The sequence below is a fragment of the Streptosporangium sp. NPDC050148 genome (assembly GCF_055586505.1).
In genome coordinates this window covers 59,475-75,740 of sequence record NZ_JBVJIA010000027.1, presented here as the reverse complement: position 1 = coordinate 75,740, position 16,266 = coordinate 59,475, and the positions used below count along the sequence as shown (strand labels likewise).

The 16,266-nt window shown below is 72.7% G+C and carries 15 protein-coding genes; 8 read left to right on the top strand and 7 right to left on the bottom strand.

Annotation, left to right across the window (positions count from 1 at the left end; translation table 11 throughout):
- Nucleotides 1-154: 154 nt before the first annotated feature.
- The 6 genes from ACZ6RT_RS27370 to ACZ6RT_RS27345 are packed head-to-tail and all read left to right on the top strand — an operon-like array spanning nucleotide 155 to nucleotide 8,135.
- Entirely contained in the window at nucleotides 155-916 is a 762-nt protein-coding gene (locus tag ACZ6RT_RS27370; RefSeq protein ID WP_470156986.1) for a hypothetical protein, read from the top strand.
- Nucleotides 913-2,292, top strand: coding sequence for a CocE/NonD family hydrolase (locus ACZ6RT_RS27365; protein WP_470156985.1), 1,380 nt, complete (start codon nucleotides 913-915; stop codon nucleotides 2,290-2,292). The genes ACZ6RT_RS27370 and ACZ6RT_RS27365 overlap by 4 nt, the downstream gene beginning before the upstream one ends.
- Entirely contained in the window at nucleotides 2,289-3,590 is a 1,302-nt protein-coding gene (locus ACZ6RT_RS27360) for a YcaO-like family protein (RefSeq protein ID WP_470156984.1), read from the top strand. The genes ACZ6RT_RS27365 and ACZ6RT_RS27360 overlap by 4 nt, the downstream gene beginning before the upstream one ends.
- Nucleotides 3,590-4,705 carry a nitroreductase family protein gene (locus ACZ6RT_RS27355; RefSeq protein ID WP_399191516.1) on the top strand — a complete coding sequence of 372 codons (1,116 nt, stop codon included), beginning with the start codon at nucleotides 3,590-3,592 and terminating at the stop codon, nucleotides 4,703-4,705. Before ACZ6RT_RS27360 ends, ACZ6RT_RS27355 begins: the two co-directional genes overlap by 1 nt.
- Nucleotides 4,702-6,402 carry an ABC transporter ATP-binding protein/permease gene (locus tag ACZ6RT_RS27350; protein WP_470156983.1) on the top strand — a complete coding sequence of 567 codons (1,701 nt, stop codon included), beginning with the start codon at nucleotides 4,702-4,704 and terminating at the stop codon, nucleotides 6,400-6,402. The genes ACZ6RT_RS27355 and ACZ6RT_RS27350 overlap by 4 nt, the downstream gene beginning before the upstream one ends.
- Before the next feature lie 56 nt (nucleotides 6,403-6,458).
- Complete coding sequence (locus ACZ6RT_RS27345) at nucleotides 6,459-8,135, top strand: ABC transporter ATP-binding protein (protein ID WP_470156982.1); 1,677 nt, start codon at nucleotides 6,459-6,461, stop codon at nucleotides 8,133-8,135.
- Nucleotides 8,136-8,364: 229 nt separating this feature from the next.
- On the opposite strand, the gene ACZ6RT_RS27340 is transcribed toward ACZ6RT_RS27345, so the two are convergent.
- Both ACZ6RT_RS27340 and ACZ6RT_RS27335 read right to left on the bottom strand, forming a co-directional pair.
- Entirely contained in the window at nucleotides 8,365-8,502 is a 138-nt protein-coding gene (locus ACZ6RT_RS27340; RefSeq protein ID WP_399191512.1) for a hypothetical protein, read from the bottom strand.
- Complete coding sequence (locus ACZ6RT_RS27335) at nucleotides 8,493-9,494, bottom strand: magnesium and cobalt transport protein CorA (RefSeq protein WP_470156981.1); 1,002 nt, start codon at nucleotides 9,492-9,494, stop codon at nucleotides 8,493-8,495. The genes ACZ6RT_RS27340 and ACZ6RT_RS27335 overlap by 10 nt, the downstream gene beginning before the upstream one ends.
- Before the next feature lie 185 nt (nucleotides 9,495-9,679).
- On the opposite strand from ACZ6RT_RS27335, the gene ACZ6RT_RS27330 reads away from it, so the two are divergent.
- Nucleotides 9,680-9,949, top strand: coding sequence for a response regulator transcription factor (locus ACZ6RT_RS27330; protein WP_399191508.1), 270 nt, complete (start codon nucleotides 9,680-9,682; stop codon nucleotides 9,947-9,949).
- A 259-nt stretch (nucleotides 9,950-10,208) separates the two neighbouring features.
- Here ACZ6RT_RS27330 and ACZ6RT_RS27325 read toward each other — a convergent pair whose 3' ends face one another.
- Nucleotides 10,209-11,225, bottom strand: coding sequence for a zinc-dependent alcohol dehydrogenase family protein (locus ACZ6RT_RS27325; protein WP_470156980.1), 1,017 nt, complete (start codon nucleotides 11,223-11,225; stop codon nucleotides 10,209-10,211).
- A 262-nt stretch (nucleotides 11,226-11,487) separates the two neighbouring features.
- Between ACZ6RT_RS27325 and ACZ6RT_RS27320 the strand changes: the two genes are divergently transcribed.
- A complete protein-coding gene (locus ACZ6RT_RS27320) occupies nucleotides 11,488-11,874 on the top strand; it encodes a hypothetical protein (protein ID WP_470156979.1) in 387 nt (128 codons plus the stop codon).
- A gap of 46 nt (nucleotides 11,875-11,920) precedes the next feature.
- Here ACZ6RT_RS27320 and ACZ6RT_RS27315 read toward each other — a convergent pair whose 3' ends face one another.
- The 4 genes from ACZ6RT_RS27315 to ACZ6RT_RS27300 are packed head-to-tail and all read right to left on the bottom strand — an operon-like array spanning nucleotide 11,921 to nucleotide 16,176.
- Complete coding sequence (locus ACZ6RT_RS27315) at nucleotides 11,921-12,727, bottom strand: family 1 glycosylhydrolase (protein WP_470157016.1); 807 nt, start codon at nucleotides 12,725-12,727, stop codon at nucleotides 11,921-11,923.
- A gap of 52 nt (nucleotides 12,728-12,779) precedes the next feature.
- Complete coding sequence (locus ACZ6RT_RS27310; RefSeq protein WP_470156978.1) at nucleotides 12,780-14,084, bottom strand: MFS transporter; 1,305 nt, start codon at nucleotides 14,082-14,084, stop codon at nucleotides 12,780-12,782.
- Between the two features lie 41 nt (nucleotides 14,085-14,125).
- Nucleotides 14,126-15,145 (bottom strand): alpha/beta hydrolase, encoded by a 1,020-nt coding sequence (locus ACZ6RT_RS27305; protein ID WP_470156977.1) that lies wholly within the window; start codon nucleotides 15,143-15,145, stop codon nucleotides 14,126-14,128.
- Nucleotides 15,142-16,176, bottom strand: a complete 1,035-nt coding sequence (locus ACZ6RT_RS27300) for an alpha/beta hydrolase (protein ID WP_470156976.1) — start codon at nucleotides 16,174-16,176, stop codon at nucleotides 15,142-15,144. The genes ACZ6RT_RS27305 and ACZ6RT_RS27300 overlap by 4 nt, the downstream gene beginning before the upstream one ends.
- Between the last annotated feature and the right edge of the window lie 90 nt (nucleotides 16,177-16,266).

Here is a 16,266-nt window from a genome sequence, read left to right as displayed (position 1 = left end):
AACCCCCCCCTCCCCCCCCCCCCCCCCCCCCCCCCCCCCCCCCCCCTCCCCCCCCCCCCCCCCCCCCCCCCCCCCCCCCCCCCCCCCCCCCCCCCCCCCACCCCTCCTTCCAGGACACACGAGCTTCCAGGACACACGAGCAAAGGCGACCGGCGTGCCAGGCATCGACGAACAGGAGCGCGGGCTCGCGGCGGGCACCGCGATCTACACCAAAGACGGCCACCCTGTCCTGCGGACCTCCTCGGGAGAGTTCCTGGACCTGAACATCGACCTCAAGGGGGGCCTCGGGGACCTCCCCGAACGCGCCGTCCTGGCGTTCGAGGAACGTGGCCTGCTGGCGGCCCCCGCTGGGGCGCCGGAGCGGACGGTACTCGTCGTCGGCGACGGCCTGATCGCCACCGCCCTGCACGACCTGCTCCGGCAGGCGGGGTTCGTGACGCGGACGGCGCGGCCGGACGAGGCGCTCACGAACGTCGTTCCGGGCCGCACGGTGCTGACCTGGTGCTGCGACGACCTGCCGCCCGCCGACTGGGAACCGTTCGGCGTCGCGGCGGTGCAGGCCGGAGCCGTCTGGCAGCGCTGCTCCGTCGAGGGTGCGACGGCGGTGCTGGAACCGCTGACCCTGACCGGCGCCGACCTGTCTCACTCGCACGTACGCGCCCGCAGGCTCGCCGCCTCCGAGAGCCCCGACCACCTGGCCGCCTACTGGACGGCCCGGCCCGAGCACGCCTCCACGGCCGTCGGGACGATCGAGGCGCACCTGGTCGCGGGGTTGCTCGCCGCGGACCTGGCGGTGCTCGAGGCCGGCCGTCCCCGGACCCGTACGCTGCGGATGGTCGACCTGCTCACCCAGAGGGTCTCCGACCACCCGATCCTGCCGTTGCCGGCCTTTCATCCCCGCCCGGAACGCCGGTGACGGCCCTGCTCACCGATCTGGCCGCGCCGGACGGCCTGGCCTGCGACGTCGTCCTCCCGCACGCCTCGGGGCGGCATCCGCTGCTGGTGATCCGCACCCCCTACGGCAAGGCACGGCATCTGGCCGAGGCGCACGGCTGGGCGCGCCGCGGGATCGGCGTGGTCGTGCAGGACGTCCGCGGACGGCACGAGTCGCCGGGGACGTGGCGGCCCTACGAGACGGAACGGGCCGACGGCCTCGCACTGGCCGCCTGGCTGCCCGGGCGGCCGTGGTGCGACGGCCGCCTCATCGGCTACGGGTCGTCCTACGCCGCGTTCTGCGCCCTCCAGATCGCCGACTCCCTCACCGGCGTCATCGCCGCCGTCCCGGCGCTCGGCCTGCGCGAGACGACCCGGGAGCCCGCGGGGCCTGCCAAGCTGTACTCCCACGCCTGGTGGTGGAGCACGTATGCGGCCTGCCGCACCGAACGCACCGGGCTGCTCGATCTGCGACTGGCCGACGATCCGCAAGCCCTCACGCACCTGCCCGTCACCGGGATCCCGGAACGCCTCGGTATCGCGCTGCCCGGCTGGGAGGCCGCCTGGAACGCGGCGCCCGAGCCCGCACCCGTCTCGCGCACGCCGCTGCTCGCGGTCGCCGGGTTGTACGATCCGTTCCTCGATGCCGCGATCGACCTGTGGCGAGGATGGCAGGGGCCGGCCGAGCTGCTCGTCGGGCCCTGGCAGCACGACCTCGGCCTCATCCACCGCGACCGCAACGGCGCTCGCCCGCTCCTGCACCCCGAGCGCGCGTCCGGATTCCTCACCGCCTGGACGACCGCGGTACTGTCGGGCGAACCGCCCAGGTCCGGCGCGCGACTTGCCGTGGAGTCGACCCGGGACTGGATCGAGGGGTTCGGCGAAGGCCGCCTGGAACTCGAACTGAAGGGCTCGGGCGCCTTCACCGCCGATCCGCGTGACCCCTTCCCCTCCCGCATGGGCCCGGTCGACGTGGCGGGCGACGCGGACCGGACCGACGTCGTCGTCGCGGTGAGCCAGCCGCTGGCCGGGGATCTGACCGTCGCGGGCCGTCCGCGCATCCGGTTCGCCGGCACCAAGGACGGCCCGGGGGACTGGGTGGCCAGACTGTCGGAGGAACGCCCCGACGGCACCGCGATCCAGCTCGGGCACGCCCTGTGCGAACAGGCCGACCTGACGCTCCCGACCGTGGTCCACCGGTTCCCGGCCGGGACCCGGCTGCGCGCGGAGATCGCCGCGCACCACTTCCCCCTGCACGTCCGCCACCCCCACACCGACACCGACCCGCTGATCGCGACCGTGCTCCGCCCTTCCCGCCGCGAGGTGTCGGACGTGCGGCTGACCTTGGAGACCGCATGAACAGGCTCGTCGATCCCGTCTGCGGGGTGATCCGGCAGATCACTCCGTATCCGCATCTCGACGGCATGCCGGACCGCTACCGGTGCATGATCGCCGACGTCGGCGACACCCGCCGGTTCGGCCTCTGGCTCGCCGACCTCATCGCCGCGGGAACGTCCTTCGGCGACGAGGAGTCCGCCCGGGTCGGTGCCATCGGCGAGGCCGTGGAACGCTACTGCGGCAACAACATCCCCGACACGCTCCTGCGCGCCCGCGCCTCCGAGCTGACGACCGCCCACCAGGGCCCCGACGACCTGCCCGGTTTCTCCGACGAGCAGTACGGCCGGCCGGGATTCCCCTACCGGCCCTGGCGTCACGACGACCCGATCCTGTGGGCCGAGGGCCGCACGCACGAGGGAGAGAAGGTACTGGTCCCCGGTTCGTGGACGTACCTGAACTGGCATCAGGGCCCGCGCCGCGGCGAGGTGCGCCACCACCACCTCAACTACGCGGGGGTGGCCTGCGGGCAAGGTCTGGAGGATGCGTCCCACCGGGCGCTGCTGGAGGTCGTCGAGCGCGACGCGGTCACCGTGTGGTGGGGACTCGGCCTGCCCGCGCGAGGCATCGACGTCGCCTCCGTCCCCGGCCTCGCCGACGCCTGGCGAGGCAGCCGGCTCACCCTCCACCTGGTCGAGGTGCCGAGCGAGTTCGGCACCCCGGTGGTCGCGGCCCTGGCCTTCGACCCGGAGAAGAGGATCGCGGCGGCCGGGTTCGCGTGCCGCGCCGATCCGGCCGAGGCCTGCATGAAAGCCGCGCAGGAAGCGGTCCAGGTATGGATCGCCGCGCTGGGCCTCATCGACGAGGACGGCGCCGCCTACGACGCGATCCGCCGCGGAGTCCTGGCCCGGCACTCCTACCTGCCCTGGCGCGCCGACCGCGCCTATCTGGACTCCGCCGGAGCCGACTTCCGCGCGGTCAAGGACCTCGCGGCCCAGGCCCAGGTCTGGCTCGACGAGCGCATGCATCCCCTGCTCGCCCGGTTCACCGACCCCGGTGTGGTCGTGGACGTCGCCGACGTCGCCCGGGGAGGGGACCTCGTCGGTGAGATCACCGCCACGGGCAGACGGGTCATCACCGTCGACATCACCACCTCCGACATCCGGGAGACCGGCCTGCGGGTGGCCAGGACGTCCGTGGACGGCCTGATCCCCAACAGTCCCGCCGCCTACCCCTACCTGGGCTCGCCCCGGTGGAAGCACCTGGCCGACCTGTACGGAGTCGACGGGAACATCACCCTGGCCCCGCCACCCCACCTGTGATGACGTCCATGATGCCGCCCGCCGTCCGGCGCGCCGACGACGCCGCCCGCGGCCCCTACGACGGCCACCTCCCCGCCCCCGGCACCCAGCCGCCCACCCACCACGACGACCGGGGCACGCCCCTGCCGCGCCACCCCGGTCAGGGACGGATCGGCCCGCTGCTGGACCTCGCCCTGGCGGCGGTCCCCGGCAGGGTCCGCCCACGGCGGGTCCCGTCGGCCGGCGCCCTCTACCCCGTGGACGCCTACGTCGTGCACCGCGGCCGGGCCCACCGCTACGACCCGGTCGACCACGCCCTCGCCGGCTGGACCGAGGGGTCCGACCCCGCGGACTTCGCCATCGTGCTGTCCCTCACGCCGGAACGGACCCTGTGGAAGTACGGCGCGCGCAGCCTCCCCAGCCTGCTTCTGGACACCGGTCACGCCATCGGCGCCATCGCCGCGGCGGCGTCCGCCCTCGGCCTCGACTGCCACCTCCAGCGGGAGGCGGACGCCGCGACGCTGAACGGGCTCACCGGCGGGCGCTACGGCCTGGCGGCGCTGGCGATCGGCGAACCCCCCGGCTGGCCGGCGACACCCGGCGCCTTTCCCAGGCCCGGCGACCTCGTCCTGGACGCGCTCGCCGAACTGCTGTCGGTCGTCCGCGTGCCCACCTGGGCGCCTCTCACGACACCGCGTCACCCTGCCGAGCTGCTCCTGGGACGGCGTAGCGGCGACGACTTCTCCGGTGTCCCCGCCGCTGCGGACCTGCGGCGGCTGCTGGACGGCACCGGCCTCATGGCCGCCACAGAAACGGGGATCCTCAGCGCCGCCGGACCCGTGGCCCGGGGCGACGCGCGCCCGGTCCTCGCCTCCTGGGCCGCGGGTCAGGACCTGCTGTCCAGTGCCGCCGCCGTGCTCCTGTACACGGCGCCGCGGCGCGACTACCTCACCGAGCACCTCCATGCCGGACTCACCGTGCATCTGGCCCTGCTGGAAGCCGCGGCCCGCGGCCTGCCCGCCCGCGCGATCGGCAGCTGGGGCCCGGCGGACCTCGGGGCGGCCCTCGGCCAGGAGGCCGGCACGGCCGTGATCGTGCACGGAGCCGTCATCGGCGCCAGAAAGGAAGCATCATGATCGTCCATCGTCGCCTCCTGCAACTGTCCGGCGCCGTCAAGGCCCCCCTGGCCGCGTGCGTCGGCCTCGGCCTGGCGGTCTCGGCCGCCTACGTCGGGCAGGCGCTCCTGCTCGCGGGGGCGCTGGCCGCCCTGGCCCGGGGCGACCACGACACCACCGTCACGCTTCTGGTCTGGGCGTTCGTGGTCATCGCCGGCCGGGCCGTGCTGCTGTGGGCGCGCGAGACCGTCACCGTCTGGGCAGGGGCCCACATCCGCGCCCGGCTGCGCGACCGCCTGGTCGAACGGCTCGAACTGCTCGGCCCGGCCCACCTCACCGAGGCCCGCACCGGTTCGGTGCAGACCACCGTCGTGGACGGTGTCGAGGGCCTGGACGCCTACTTCAGCCGCTACCTGCCACAGGTCGTCGTCACGATCTGCGTCCCCGTCGCGCTCGTCGGCTGGTTGTTCTCCGTGAACGCGGCGGCCGCGACGGTCCTCGCCGCCGCCGTCGCCGGCGTGCTGGTGATCCCGAGGCTGTGGGACGCGACGCTGCTGCGCCGCGGCCGGACGCGCTGGAAGGCCTTCGCCGACCTGGCCGCCGACTACCTGGAGGCCATGCAGGGCGTCGCGACCCTGCGCGCGTTCGGCGCAGTCGGCCGCCTCGGGGGCAGGCTCGCCGGCCGGGCCCACGAGCTGTACACCACCACGATGCGCCAGCTCAAGGTGTCGCTGATCGAGACCGGGGTCAGCGCCCTCCTCGTCCAGGCGGGCACCGCCGCCGCGGTCCTCGCCGCCGTCTCGGCCACCTCCCCCAGCGCCTGGTCGGTGTTCGTCGTCCTCATGATCACCGTCGAGTGCTTCCGCCCGGTCCGCCAGCTGTCGGAGTACTGGCACGCCGGCTACCTCGGGATCACCGCCGTCGACGGGCTCGAGGACCTGCTGTCGGCCGAGCCCGTAGTCTCCGACACCGGCACGAGAACGGCCTTCCCGGACCGTCCCGAGATCGTTTTCGACCGCGTCACGTTCACCTACCCGGGCGCGTCCGTCGAGGCCGTGCGCGACGTGACGTTCACCATCGCCGCCGGCGAGAGCGTCGCGCTCATCGGACCGTCGGGAGCGGGCAAGAGCACCATCGCCGCACTCCTGCAACGGCACTACGACCCCGGCTCGGGGAACATCACGATCAACGGTTCCCCGCTCGCCGACTTCACCCTGAGCACCCTGCGCGCCGGGATCGCCGTGGTCGCCCAGGACACCTACCTCTTCCACGGAACGATCGCCGACAACCTGCGGCTGGCCCGCCCCGACGCGTCCGACGCCGACCTCGAACAGGCCGCGCGGGACGCCGACGCACACGCCTTCATCACCGACCTCCCCGACGGATACGCCACCGTCCTCAGCGAGCGCGGCGCGACCCTGTCGGGCGGGCAGCGCCAGCGCATCGCCATCGCCCGCGCCCTGCTCGCCGACGCGCCCGTCCTCCTTCTGGACGAGGCGACCTCACACGTCGACGTCCGCGGTGAGCAGGCCCTGGCCCGCCTCAAGCGGGGTCGTACCTGCCTGCTCATCGCCCATCGGCTCTCGACCGTCCGCGACGCCGACCGCATCGTCGTCCTCGAACACGGGCAGGTGGCCGAGACCGGCGACCACGACGCCCTGCACGCCGCCGGCGGCTCCTACCACCGCCTTCTCGCACTTCAGGAGACCCACGCATGACCGCGCCCTCAGTGCCCTCAGTGCCCTCAGCGCCCTCAGCGTCCTCCGTGTCCCCGATGTGGTGGCTGGCCCGCACGGTCGGCGAGCACCGCCGCGCGTTCGCCGCGACCCTCGCCTCGCACCTGTTCGGCCAGCTCGCCACACTCGGCATCGCCGTCATCGCGGCCTGGCTCGTCGGTCACACCGTCGCGGGACGTCCGACGCCCCTGAACGTGTTCGCCGGGACCCTCGCCGCGCTCGTCCTGGTCGCCACCCTCGCGACCTGGTGGGAGATGTACGTCGCGCACGACCTCGCCTACCTCGTGCTCGCCCGGCTCCGCGGCAAGGTCTACGACGCCATCGCCCGCACCATCCCTTCCCGCCGGCTCGGCAGGCGCAGCGGAGACCTGTCCACGACCGTGCTCTCCGACGTCGAGACCCTCGAGTGGCTCTTCGCCCACACCCTCGCCCAGTCCCTCACCGCCGGTACCGTCCTCACCCTCGGCACGGTGCTCACCGCGATCCTGGACCCCCGGCTCCTGCTCGTGTCACTGCCCGTCACCGTGTGCGTCCTGACCCTCCCGCTGTGGCTGCGCCGGATGTCGCGGCGGCACGGCGAGGAACTACGCGAGGCCACCGCGGAACTGACCGCCGACGTCATCGACACCGTGCAGGGAATGCGGGAGCTCACCGCGTTCGGCGCCCTCGGGCGGCGCCGGGAGGCGCTCACCGAACGCACCCGGCACCTGGCCCGCGTCCAGGCCGCCAACGCCGGACGCGGCGGCCTCGAAGCCGCCCTGCTCGACATGCTCGTCGCCGTCGCCGCGGCCGGGACGCTCCTGGTCGTCGCCGCGCTCGTCCGCTCCGGCGATCTGCCGCTCGCGCACGGGCCCGCCGCCATGGTCCTGGCCGCCAGCGCGCTCGGCCCCGCCACCCAGGTGGCCCTGCTGCTCAAGGAGTACGGCACGCTCCGCGCGGCGGCGGCCCGCGTCCACGGCCTGGTCACCGCTCCGGCCGAGGTGCTCGCGCCCACCGCCGGTCCCGCACCCGCACCGGGCCCGGACGTGGTCTTCGAGGACGTGCACTTCCGGTACTCCTCCGACGGGCCCGAGGTGTTGCGCGGCGTCTCCTTCACGATCCCGCACGGCAGGACCGTCGCCCTCGTCGGCCGGTCCGGCGCCGGGAAGACGACCTGTGTCTCCCTGCTGCTGCGCTACTGGGACCCCGACCGCGGACGCATCCTCCTCGGCGGCACCCCCCTCGACCAGGTCGCGGACCTTCCCTCCCACGTCACCGTCGTCCCCCAGGACGTCCACCTCTTCGCCGGGACGATCGGGGACAACGTCCGCCTCGGCGCACCCTCCGCCGATCCGGTGCCCGCGCTGGCCCAGGCCCGGCTGAGTCTCGACCCGGACACGACGGCCGGAGAACGCGGTGCCATGCTCTCCGGCGGTCAACGCGCCCGTGTCGCCATCGCCCGCGCCCTGGCCGTCGACGCCCCCGTCCTCATCCTCGACGAGGCCATCGCGAACCTGGACCCCGAGAACGAGGCCCGCCTCGCCGACACCCTCCAGGCCGCCGCCCGCGACCGCGCCACCTTGGTGATCGCCCATCGTCTGTCCACCATCCGCCGCGCCGACCACATCGTCGTCCTCCACGACGGCCGTGTCGCCGAACAGGGTTCCTTCGACGATCTCATCGCCGATCCCGAAGGCCATCTGTCCCGCCTGTTCGAGATTCAGCCGGCGCAATGACATGGGGCCGGTCTCGCGGATCGGGCGGGGGAACAGGCGTCCTTCGTGCCCGGGCCACACGCCGACGCCGGAGAGCCGATCTTCGTTTCGGTTCGGCGCCCCCTCTCCGGGGGCTCCGGCGGAACCCACCGACTTCGAGCCGGGCGCCTTGTCGCGTCACCGCAGGCCGTGACCGTCCTTGCCGGGTGGCCGGCCGGAGGTCCGGGGGGTCCGCGGTCGTCGGCGGAGGTCAGTGGACGGGGGCCGAGGCGGCCGGGTCGAGCAGGATGATGACGGTCAGCAGGACGATCCAGGCGATGATCGCGGCGAGCAGGAGATGGCCGACGGAGAGCTTGCGGGGGCGGGGGCCGGGGGGTTTCACAGCCATCCGCTCCTGCGCAGCAGCCGGTGGACGATGAGGACGGCGACGACCATGACGCTCAGACTGAGCGGGTAGCCCAGCAGCCAGTGCAGTTCGGGCATGTAGTCGAAGTTCATGCCGTAGATGCCGGCGATCATGGTGGGGACGGCGATGAGGGCCGCCCATGAGGAGATCTTGCGCATGTCGGCGTTCTGCTGCATCGCCACCAGGTTCTGCTCACGGCCCATCAGGGCCAGGTGCGCGCTCAGGGCGCTGGTGAGCAGCTCGTTGTGCTCGTCGACCTGGGCGTCGACGCGCAGCAGGTGGTCGAGGACGTCGCGGAACTGCTCCCGGTTGACCGTGCACGGCTCCACCCGGCCTTTGACGATCTCTTCCAGGACCGGGATCAGCGGGTCCTGGGCGGTGCGGAACTCCAGCACCTCGCGTTTGAGGGAGTAGATGTCGGCGGTGACGTCGGCCTGCTCGCCGCTGAAGACGCGGTGTTCCAGCGCGATGAGGTCGGCTTCGACCTCGTGGGAGACGCGCGAGTAGGTGTCGACGACCTCGTCGCAGATCGCGTACAGCACCCCGGCCGGGCCGGCGGCCAGCAGCTCGGGGTCGGACTCGATGCGGTCGCGCACCCCGTTGAGGGGGTTGGCGCGGCCGTGACGGACGCTGATGACGAAGTCGCGGCCCAGGAACAGGTTGATCTCGCCGACCTCGATGTCGGAGGTCTCCTCCAGGTACACCAGCGGCTTGAGCACGATGAACAAGGTGTCGTCATAGCGTTCGAGCTTGGCTCGCTGGTGGGCGTGGATGGCGTCCTCCACGGCCAGCGGATGCAGCTTCACCTCGCTGGTGATCAGATCGAACTCCTGCCGGGTGGGCTCGTGCAGGCCGATCCACAAAAAGCACTCCCCCCGCTCCCGGGCGGTGGTGACCGCATCGCTGATGTCACCGTTGATGGTCTCGCGCACGCCGCCGCAGTAGATGGCCTTGTCTACGATCACATCGGGCATTCTCCCGTATCCGGAAACCCGAAAAAACCGTACCTGTGCTGGCAAGCGCCGTGAAAGGCGCACGAAGCCCGTGAAGACGGGCCATGCGACCCTCGATCGTTGTCTCGCGACGGCTCTGGCCCGGGGCGGCGCCGCGACGGCGGCCGAGAGCGATCGGTCCACAGGATCGGGATGGCGGACGCGTCGTGGACGGTGCCGAACCCGTCACCCAGGTGGCGTGCGCGCGGCGGGCGGGCAGCTCCGACAAGATCGAGGCCCTGGACGCCGGCGCCGACGACCACGTCACCAAGCCGTTCGACATCGAGGAACTCCTGGCCCGCCTGCGCGCGGTGACCCGCCGGCACGGCCCCCCGGAGACCGGGACGGCGCACGTCCCCGTCGGCGACCACCTGGTCGACATTCACGAACAGGCAGACCCTCAAGCTCGGACGATGTCGAATCCGCACCTGCCATGAGGACGTGGACCCGCCGGCCGGCGGACGGAGCGGACCCGGGGATCCTGGAGGGCCGGTCAGGGGCGGGGGTCAGGTGGTGGGCGGGGCTGCGGCGTACTCGGCGTCGGTGACGGGGGTCAGCCAGTGCACGACGTCGTGGCCGGCGTCGCCTTCGTTGATGGCCAGGTGGGTCATCAGCCGGTTCGGGGCGGCGCCGTGCCAGTGCTCCTCCTCCGCCTCGAACAGGACGCGGTCGCCGGGCCGGATGACCTCGACCGGACTAGGGACGCAGGAGGGTCTTGACGGCGCGGCGCTCGTCCATCGCGGCGTAGCCCTCGGCGACCTGGTCGAGGGGAAGGGTGAGGTCGAAGACCTTGCCCGGGTCGATCCGGCCGGTCAGGACGCGGCCGATGAGATCGGGCAGATAGCGGCGCACGGGAGCCGGGCCGCCGCGCAGGCCGACGTGGGAGAAGAAGAGCTCCTGGCCGTCGACGGCGACGTCGTGGGGGACGCCGACGAAGCCGACGTTGCCGCCCGGCCGTGCCGAGTGCAGAGCCTGCTGCATGGACTGGGCGGTGCCGACGCACTCCAGCACGCTGTCGGCGCCGATCCCGCCGGTCAGTTCCTTGATCCGTGCCACTCCCTCCTGGCCGCGCTCGGTGACGATGTCGGTCGCGCCGAACGCGCGGGCCAGGGCCTGGCGGGGTTCGTGCCGGGACATGGCGATGATCCGCTCCGCGCCCAGTTCCTTGGCGGCGATCACCGCGCACAGGCCGACCGCGCCGTCGCCGACGACCACCGCGGTGGAGCCGGGCCTGACCTCGGCGGCGTCGGCCGCCCACCACGCGGTGCCCATCACGTCCGAGACGGCCAGCAGCCCCGGCCACAGCTTCGCGTCCGGTACGCCGTCGGTGGCGACCAGAGTGCCCTGGGCGTTGGGGATGCGGACGTGGTCGGCCTGGCAGGTGCTCATGAACTCCCGGTTCACGCAGTTCGACTGGAAGCCGTTGCGGCAGTTCGCGCAGGTGTTGTCCGAGGTGGCGAACGACCCGACGACGAACTGGCCCGGCTTCACCGAGGTCACCCCGGATCCGACCTCCTCCACGAAACCGACGTACTCATGACCCATCGGATGCGGCGCCTCGGTCGGTTCGACACCGCGGTAGGGCCATAGGTCCGAGCCGCAGACGCAGGTCACCGCCGTGCGGATGATCGCATCGGTGGGGTGCAGGATCCTCGGGTCCTCCAGGGTCTCGAGACGGATGTCTCCGGCGGCGTGGATCACTGTTCCGCGCATGAGTGAGCTTCCTCTGCTTCCATGGCGCGCCGCCTCGATGGACGGGTACGGGCGGCGCTCTGTGGCGGGTATGTGCCCGGAGCGTCAGGTGATGCACCACCCCGGGCCGGGTGCGGGGCCTCTGCCGCGACTGTCTTTACCTGCGGCAGGAGAAGCACCACGCCTTCCAGGCAACCGTCCGCCGGCACGCGGAGCCGGACACCGTCAAGGGGTGTACCGGCACTACACCCCTGCGGTCGCGGAAGGGACGTACCGTCGGGGTGTGGACAACCGTGAACAGGTCCGCGAGTTCCTGACCTCGCGGCGCGCGAAGATCGACCCCGAGCGGGCCGGGCTCCCCTCAGGATCACGTCGCCGGGTGCCCGGGCTGCGCCGCAGCGAGGTCGTGGCACTGGCCGACGTGAGCGTGGAGTACTACGCCAAACTCGAACGCGGTAACCTCGCGGGCGTCTCGCCGTCCGTCCTGGAGGCCCTGCCGCGCTCTCCGGCTGGACGACGCCGAACGTGCTCACCTGCTGCACCTGGCCCAGGCACCGCCGAACCCGGATCTCCCTCCGAGGAAGGGCTCCGCCTGCTCGCCTCCTGGGCCGCCGGCCCCTCACCCGCACCCCACGCCGGCACGGGAGGTCTGCGGGAGGGGCGACGGTGAGGCCGCGGGCCTCCGACCCCTGCGGCCGATACGGTGGGGTGCCGGGTCATGCGGGTTTCTCGGGGTGTGCGGGGATCGAGCGGGTGCGGATGATCTGCCGGTAGGCGTGCGCGCTGTCCTTGAGGGTGCGTCGCTGGGTGGTGTGGTCGACGTGGACGAGTCCGAAGCGCCGGTCGTGTCCGTACAGGTCGCCGGGCAGAGGCCAGCAGGACCGGCCGCCGCGGGTGGTGGGGGCGTCGCCGCTGGGCGGTGGTGTCGCCGCGGGTGTCGCGCTGACGTGGGCGCCCTGGTAGTAGTTGACGTCCAGCGCGTCGACGGGGGTGGCGACGGTGCGCAGGTCGCCGGCGTGGATCGCGGCGGTGAGGGCGTTCGCCGCGTCGGGCACGGCCGAGGCGAGGTCCCGCAGGATGTCGGCGGGGTAGGCGCCGCGGAAGAGGGGGTCGAGGAACCAGCGGTTGAACTGCCCGTCGAGGCGGCGTGCCGCGTCCCGGTCCCGGTCGTCGCCGGGGTCGACGGGGGCGAGGTTGAGGGTGATCCCGAGGGTGAGGCCGCCGTCGCGGGCGCGCAGCTCCCGGATCGCCTGGCCGTGGGCGAGGAGGAGGTGATGGGCGGCGAGGAGGCCCTCCGTGACGGAGGTGTGCCCGGGGGCGTGCTGTCCGGCGATGTGCCCGACGAACGCGGAGCACTGCGGTTCGTTCAGCGTGGTCCAGATGGGCACCCGGTCTCCGAGCGCGTCGTGCACGGCCAGGGCGTACTCGGTGAACCGGTGGGCGGTGTCGCGGTGCGGCCACCCGCGGGTGTCCTGGACCGCCTGCGGAAGGTCCCAGTGGTACAGCGTCAGCCACGGGGTGATGCCGTGTGCGACCGGCGTTCGGTGGGCATCGTGGTTCCTTCCGGTCCGGGGGTCAGCGGACGGTGCGGATGGGGAGGACGGCGAGTCCGCCGAGGACGGCGAAGACGATCGCGGCGACGAAGAACACGTCGTAGCCGCCGCCTCCCGCGGTCAGCAGCGGCACGGCGAGGATCGGGACGAGGAGTTGCGGGACCTGGTAGGACAGGGCGACGATGCCGAGGTCCTTGCCCGCCTCGTCGAAGGTGGGCAGGACCTCGGTCATGAGCGCGACGTCGACCGACACGTACGCTCCCTGCGCGGCGCCGACGATTCCGATCCCGGCGAGGAAGACGCCGACGTCGGGGGCGATCATGGCGATCAGGAGGCCGACGGCGCTGAGCAGGCCGGCGGTCAGGACGATCGTCTTGCGGCGGCCGGTGCGATCGGAGATCCACCCGAACACCACGGCGGTGACGATGTTGCCGGCCGTGAAGGTCAGCAGCGCGAGCGCCTGGACACCGGACGCTTCCGCGAGAGGGATGTCGAGGCGGTCCAGGATGATGAACAGCAGGTAGGTCGAGATGGCGGTGATCGACATGGTGACCAGGAACCGGCAGGTGAACGCCCAGAAGAAGTCGCGGTAGCGCAGCGGGTTCAGCCAGTACGTCGACACGATGTCCGCGAGACGGAACCGGGGCGCGGGGGTGTGACGGACGATGTCGTGGAAGCGGAACACCAGCGCGGTGCTGAGCACGGCACCCGCGACGCCGGGGATCACGAACCACGCCCACCGTGCGTCGTTGGGCAGCATCGCCATCACCTGGGCGCCCACGATGAGCCCCAGCCCGGTGGCCACTCCGGTGGCGGCGGCGATGCGGGCGCGGATGCGGGCGGGGATCTGTTCGGCCAGGAGCGCGTGGACGGCCATGTTCGTCGCACCGAACCCGGTCTGCACGATCGCCCATCCGGCGACTGTCCACCCGAGCCCCTGCGTGGTGGCGAGGATCGAGACGCCCACCAGGCCGAGGCCCGCACCGCCGATCAGCCACGGCCGGCGCATCCCGAACCGGGACACCGTCCGGTCCGAGAGCCTTCCGAACAGCGGGGTGATGACGATGATCACCACTCCGCCCACCCCGGCGATGATCGACAGGTTCGTCGTCTTCGACGCGTCGTCGAGAAACGCCAGCGCTTTCGGGATGGACGCGCCGCTGATCGTTCCCAACGCGAGGGTGATGCCGAACCACGCCAGCACGTACGACGGCAGGAACCCGCGCGGCTGTTCGCCTCCGGGGATCTCCTCCGTCGCGGCGGATGCCGGGTTGCGATCGTCGCCGGGCGCGGTGGCGGGTGTGAGGGGGGTGGAAGAAAACATCATCGTCTCCGGGGGAGGTCGTGCTGTCGGATCAGGTGGAGGTGTCAGGCCGGGCGGGCCGCGGCGCCCGGGGCTGCAGGGGCTCCAGGGGCTCCAGGGGCGTGGTAGACGTCGCGCAGTGCCGCCGCGACGCGGTGCTGCCAGGTGCGGGCGGGTTCGAAGGTCGCGGTCAGGCCCGGGGAGCCGTGCACGTGCCCGCGGCCGATCTCGGTGATCGTCGGCACGCCGGCGGCGGTCAGGCGGGCGCCGTACGCGAGAGCGGCGTCGCGGAGCGGGTCGTGCTCGGCGACCTGGATCAGCGTGGGAGGGAGCCCGGTCAGGTCCGCGGCGTCCAGCGGCGCCGCGAACGGTGTGGTCGTCCCGTCCGGTCCCAGGTACAGCGCGGCGAGTCGTTCGTACCCGTCGAGGCCGAACCCGCGCGCGTACTCGACGGCGGACGCGCCGAACGGGGTCAGGGCGAGCGCCGGCACCTCGAGGGCCTGGTGGACGAGCGCGTGATCACCGCGCTCGCGCAGATGCAGGACGGTGCTGGCGGCGATGCCACCGCCGGCCGACGCGCCACCGATCCCGATCCGCGACGCGTCCACCCCGTACCGGCCCGGGTGCGCACGCAATGCGTCGAGCACCGCGATCGCGTCCTCGACCGCGGCGGGGTAGGGATGTTCCGGCGCCAGCCGGTAGTCGAGGGAGATCACCTGGATGCCGGCGTCGGCGGCGCGCGCGGCGAGGAGCCGGTCGTTGACGAGCTCGTCGATCGATCCGGAGACGAACCCGCCCCCGTGCAGGAACAGCTGGGTCGGCATCGTCCCGTCCGTTGCGTCCGGCCGGTATCGGCGCACCCGTCGCGGGCCGATCGGGGTGCCGACGGTCTCCGTCGCGATGTGCACGCGCGTGGGCGCTTCCGCGGTGAACTCACGTGCGAGGGCGTCGGAGAGAGATCGTTCGGCCGCCCGGCGCAGGGGGAGGTCGGTGCCGGTCAGGTCGGGGAGCTCCGCGGAGAGGAACGCGATCCGTGCCGCCCAGGCGTGAACGGCCGGCGACAGGCGTGCCCGGGCGGCGTTCATCGGTGGTCCCCGGCGGGGCGGGCGGGTGCGGGGTAGTCGGTGGCGGGCTCGTGCAGGGTGCGGAGGCCGGCGATGATGTCGCGGTGCAGGTGGTCGGCCGCCGCGGTGTGGTGCCGGTAGCCGCCCGAGCCGTGGGTCTGCCCGACGTACCGCACGCAGGTCGTGGGCACGCCCGCGGCCGCGAGCGCCCTCGCGTACGCCTCTCCGTCGCCGCGCAGCACGTCCTTCTCCGCGGTGAAGATCAGCGCGGGAGGAAGCCCCGCGTGGGTGCTCGCGAGCAGCGGTGACGCGTACGCCTCGCGCCTTATCGCCCGCCGGGGGCCGAGATAGTCACGCACGATCGGTTCCGCCGAGCGCCGGAGAACGAGACGCGGCAGCACCGGGGAGGTCGCCCGCGGGTCGAGGTGCCCGAACGTCAGATCCAGGACGGGCGCCTCCAGGATCTGCATGCGGACGGGACGATCGCCGCGATCCCGGTTCATCAGCGTGACGGCCGCGGCGAGATTGCCGCCCGCGGAGGCTCCTCCGACGGCGATGCGGGAGGCGTCCCCTCCCAGTTCGGCGGCGTGCCCGACGGCCCACTCGAACACGCTCCAGCACTGTTCGGGCTGGACCGGATACCGCACCTCCGGGGCCAGCGAGTACTCACCGGCGACCACGATGATCCCCGCGTCGGCCGCGCGCGCCCGGAACATCGCGTCCCACCCACGCCAGTCCAGACCACCCATCGTGAACGACCCGCCGAAGAAGTACACCAGGATGGGCACGCCTGCGGCCCGTACGGGTTCGCTGCGTCGCTCGCCGGGCCAGAACACCCGCAGCCGCACCCGCGGGTGATCCGCCACGTCGACGATGTGGTCCTCCGTCGCGACCGGGGCGGGAACGAGTCCGAGCAGGTCCGCGGCGGCCGCGTCCATCGTCTTCACGTGCTCGCGACGGGCGACGGGATCGGTGGGCATGCGTCCGGCGCCGGCACCGAGCCGGCGATCGACGGCGACGACGAACGGGTCCACACTGGAGCGCTTCCACATGATCAATAACCTTTCCGAATCTCACTATGTACAATCGAAGAACTTCGATACAAGTTTTTTATCGCGGACGTGCACGACAGCGAGAAGGTG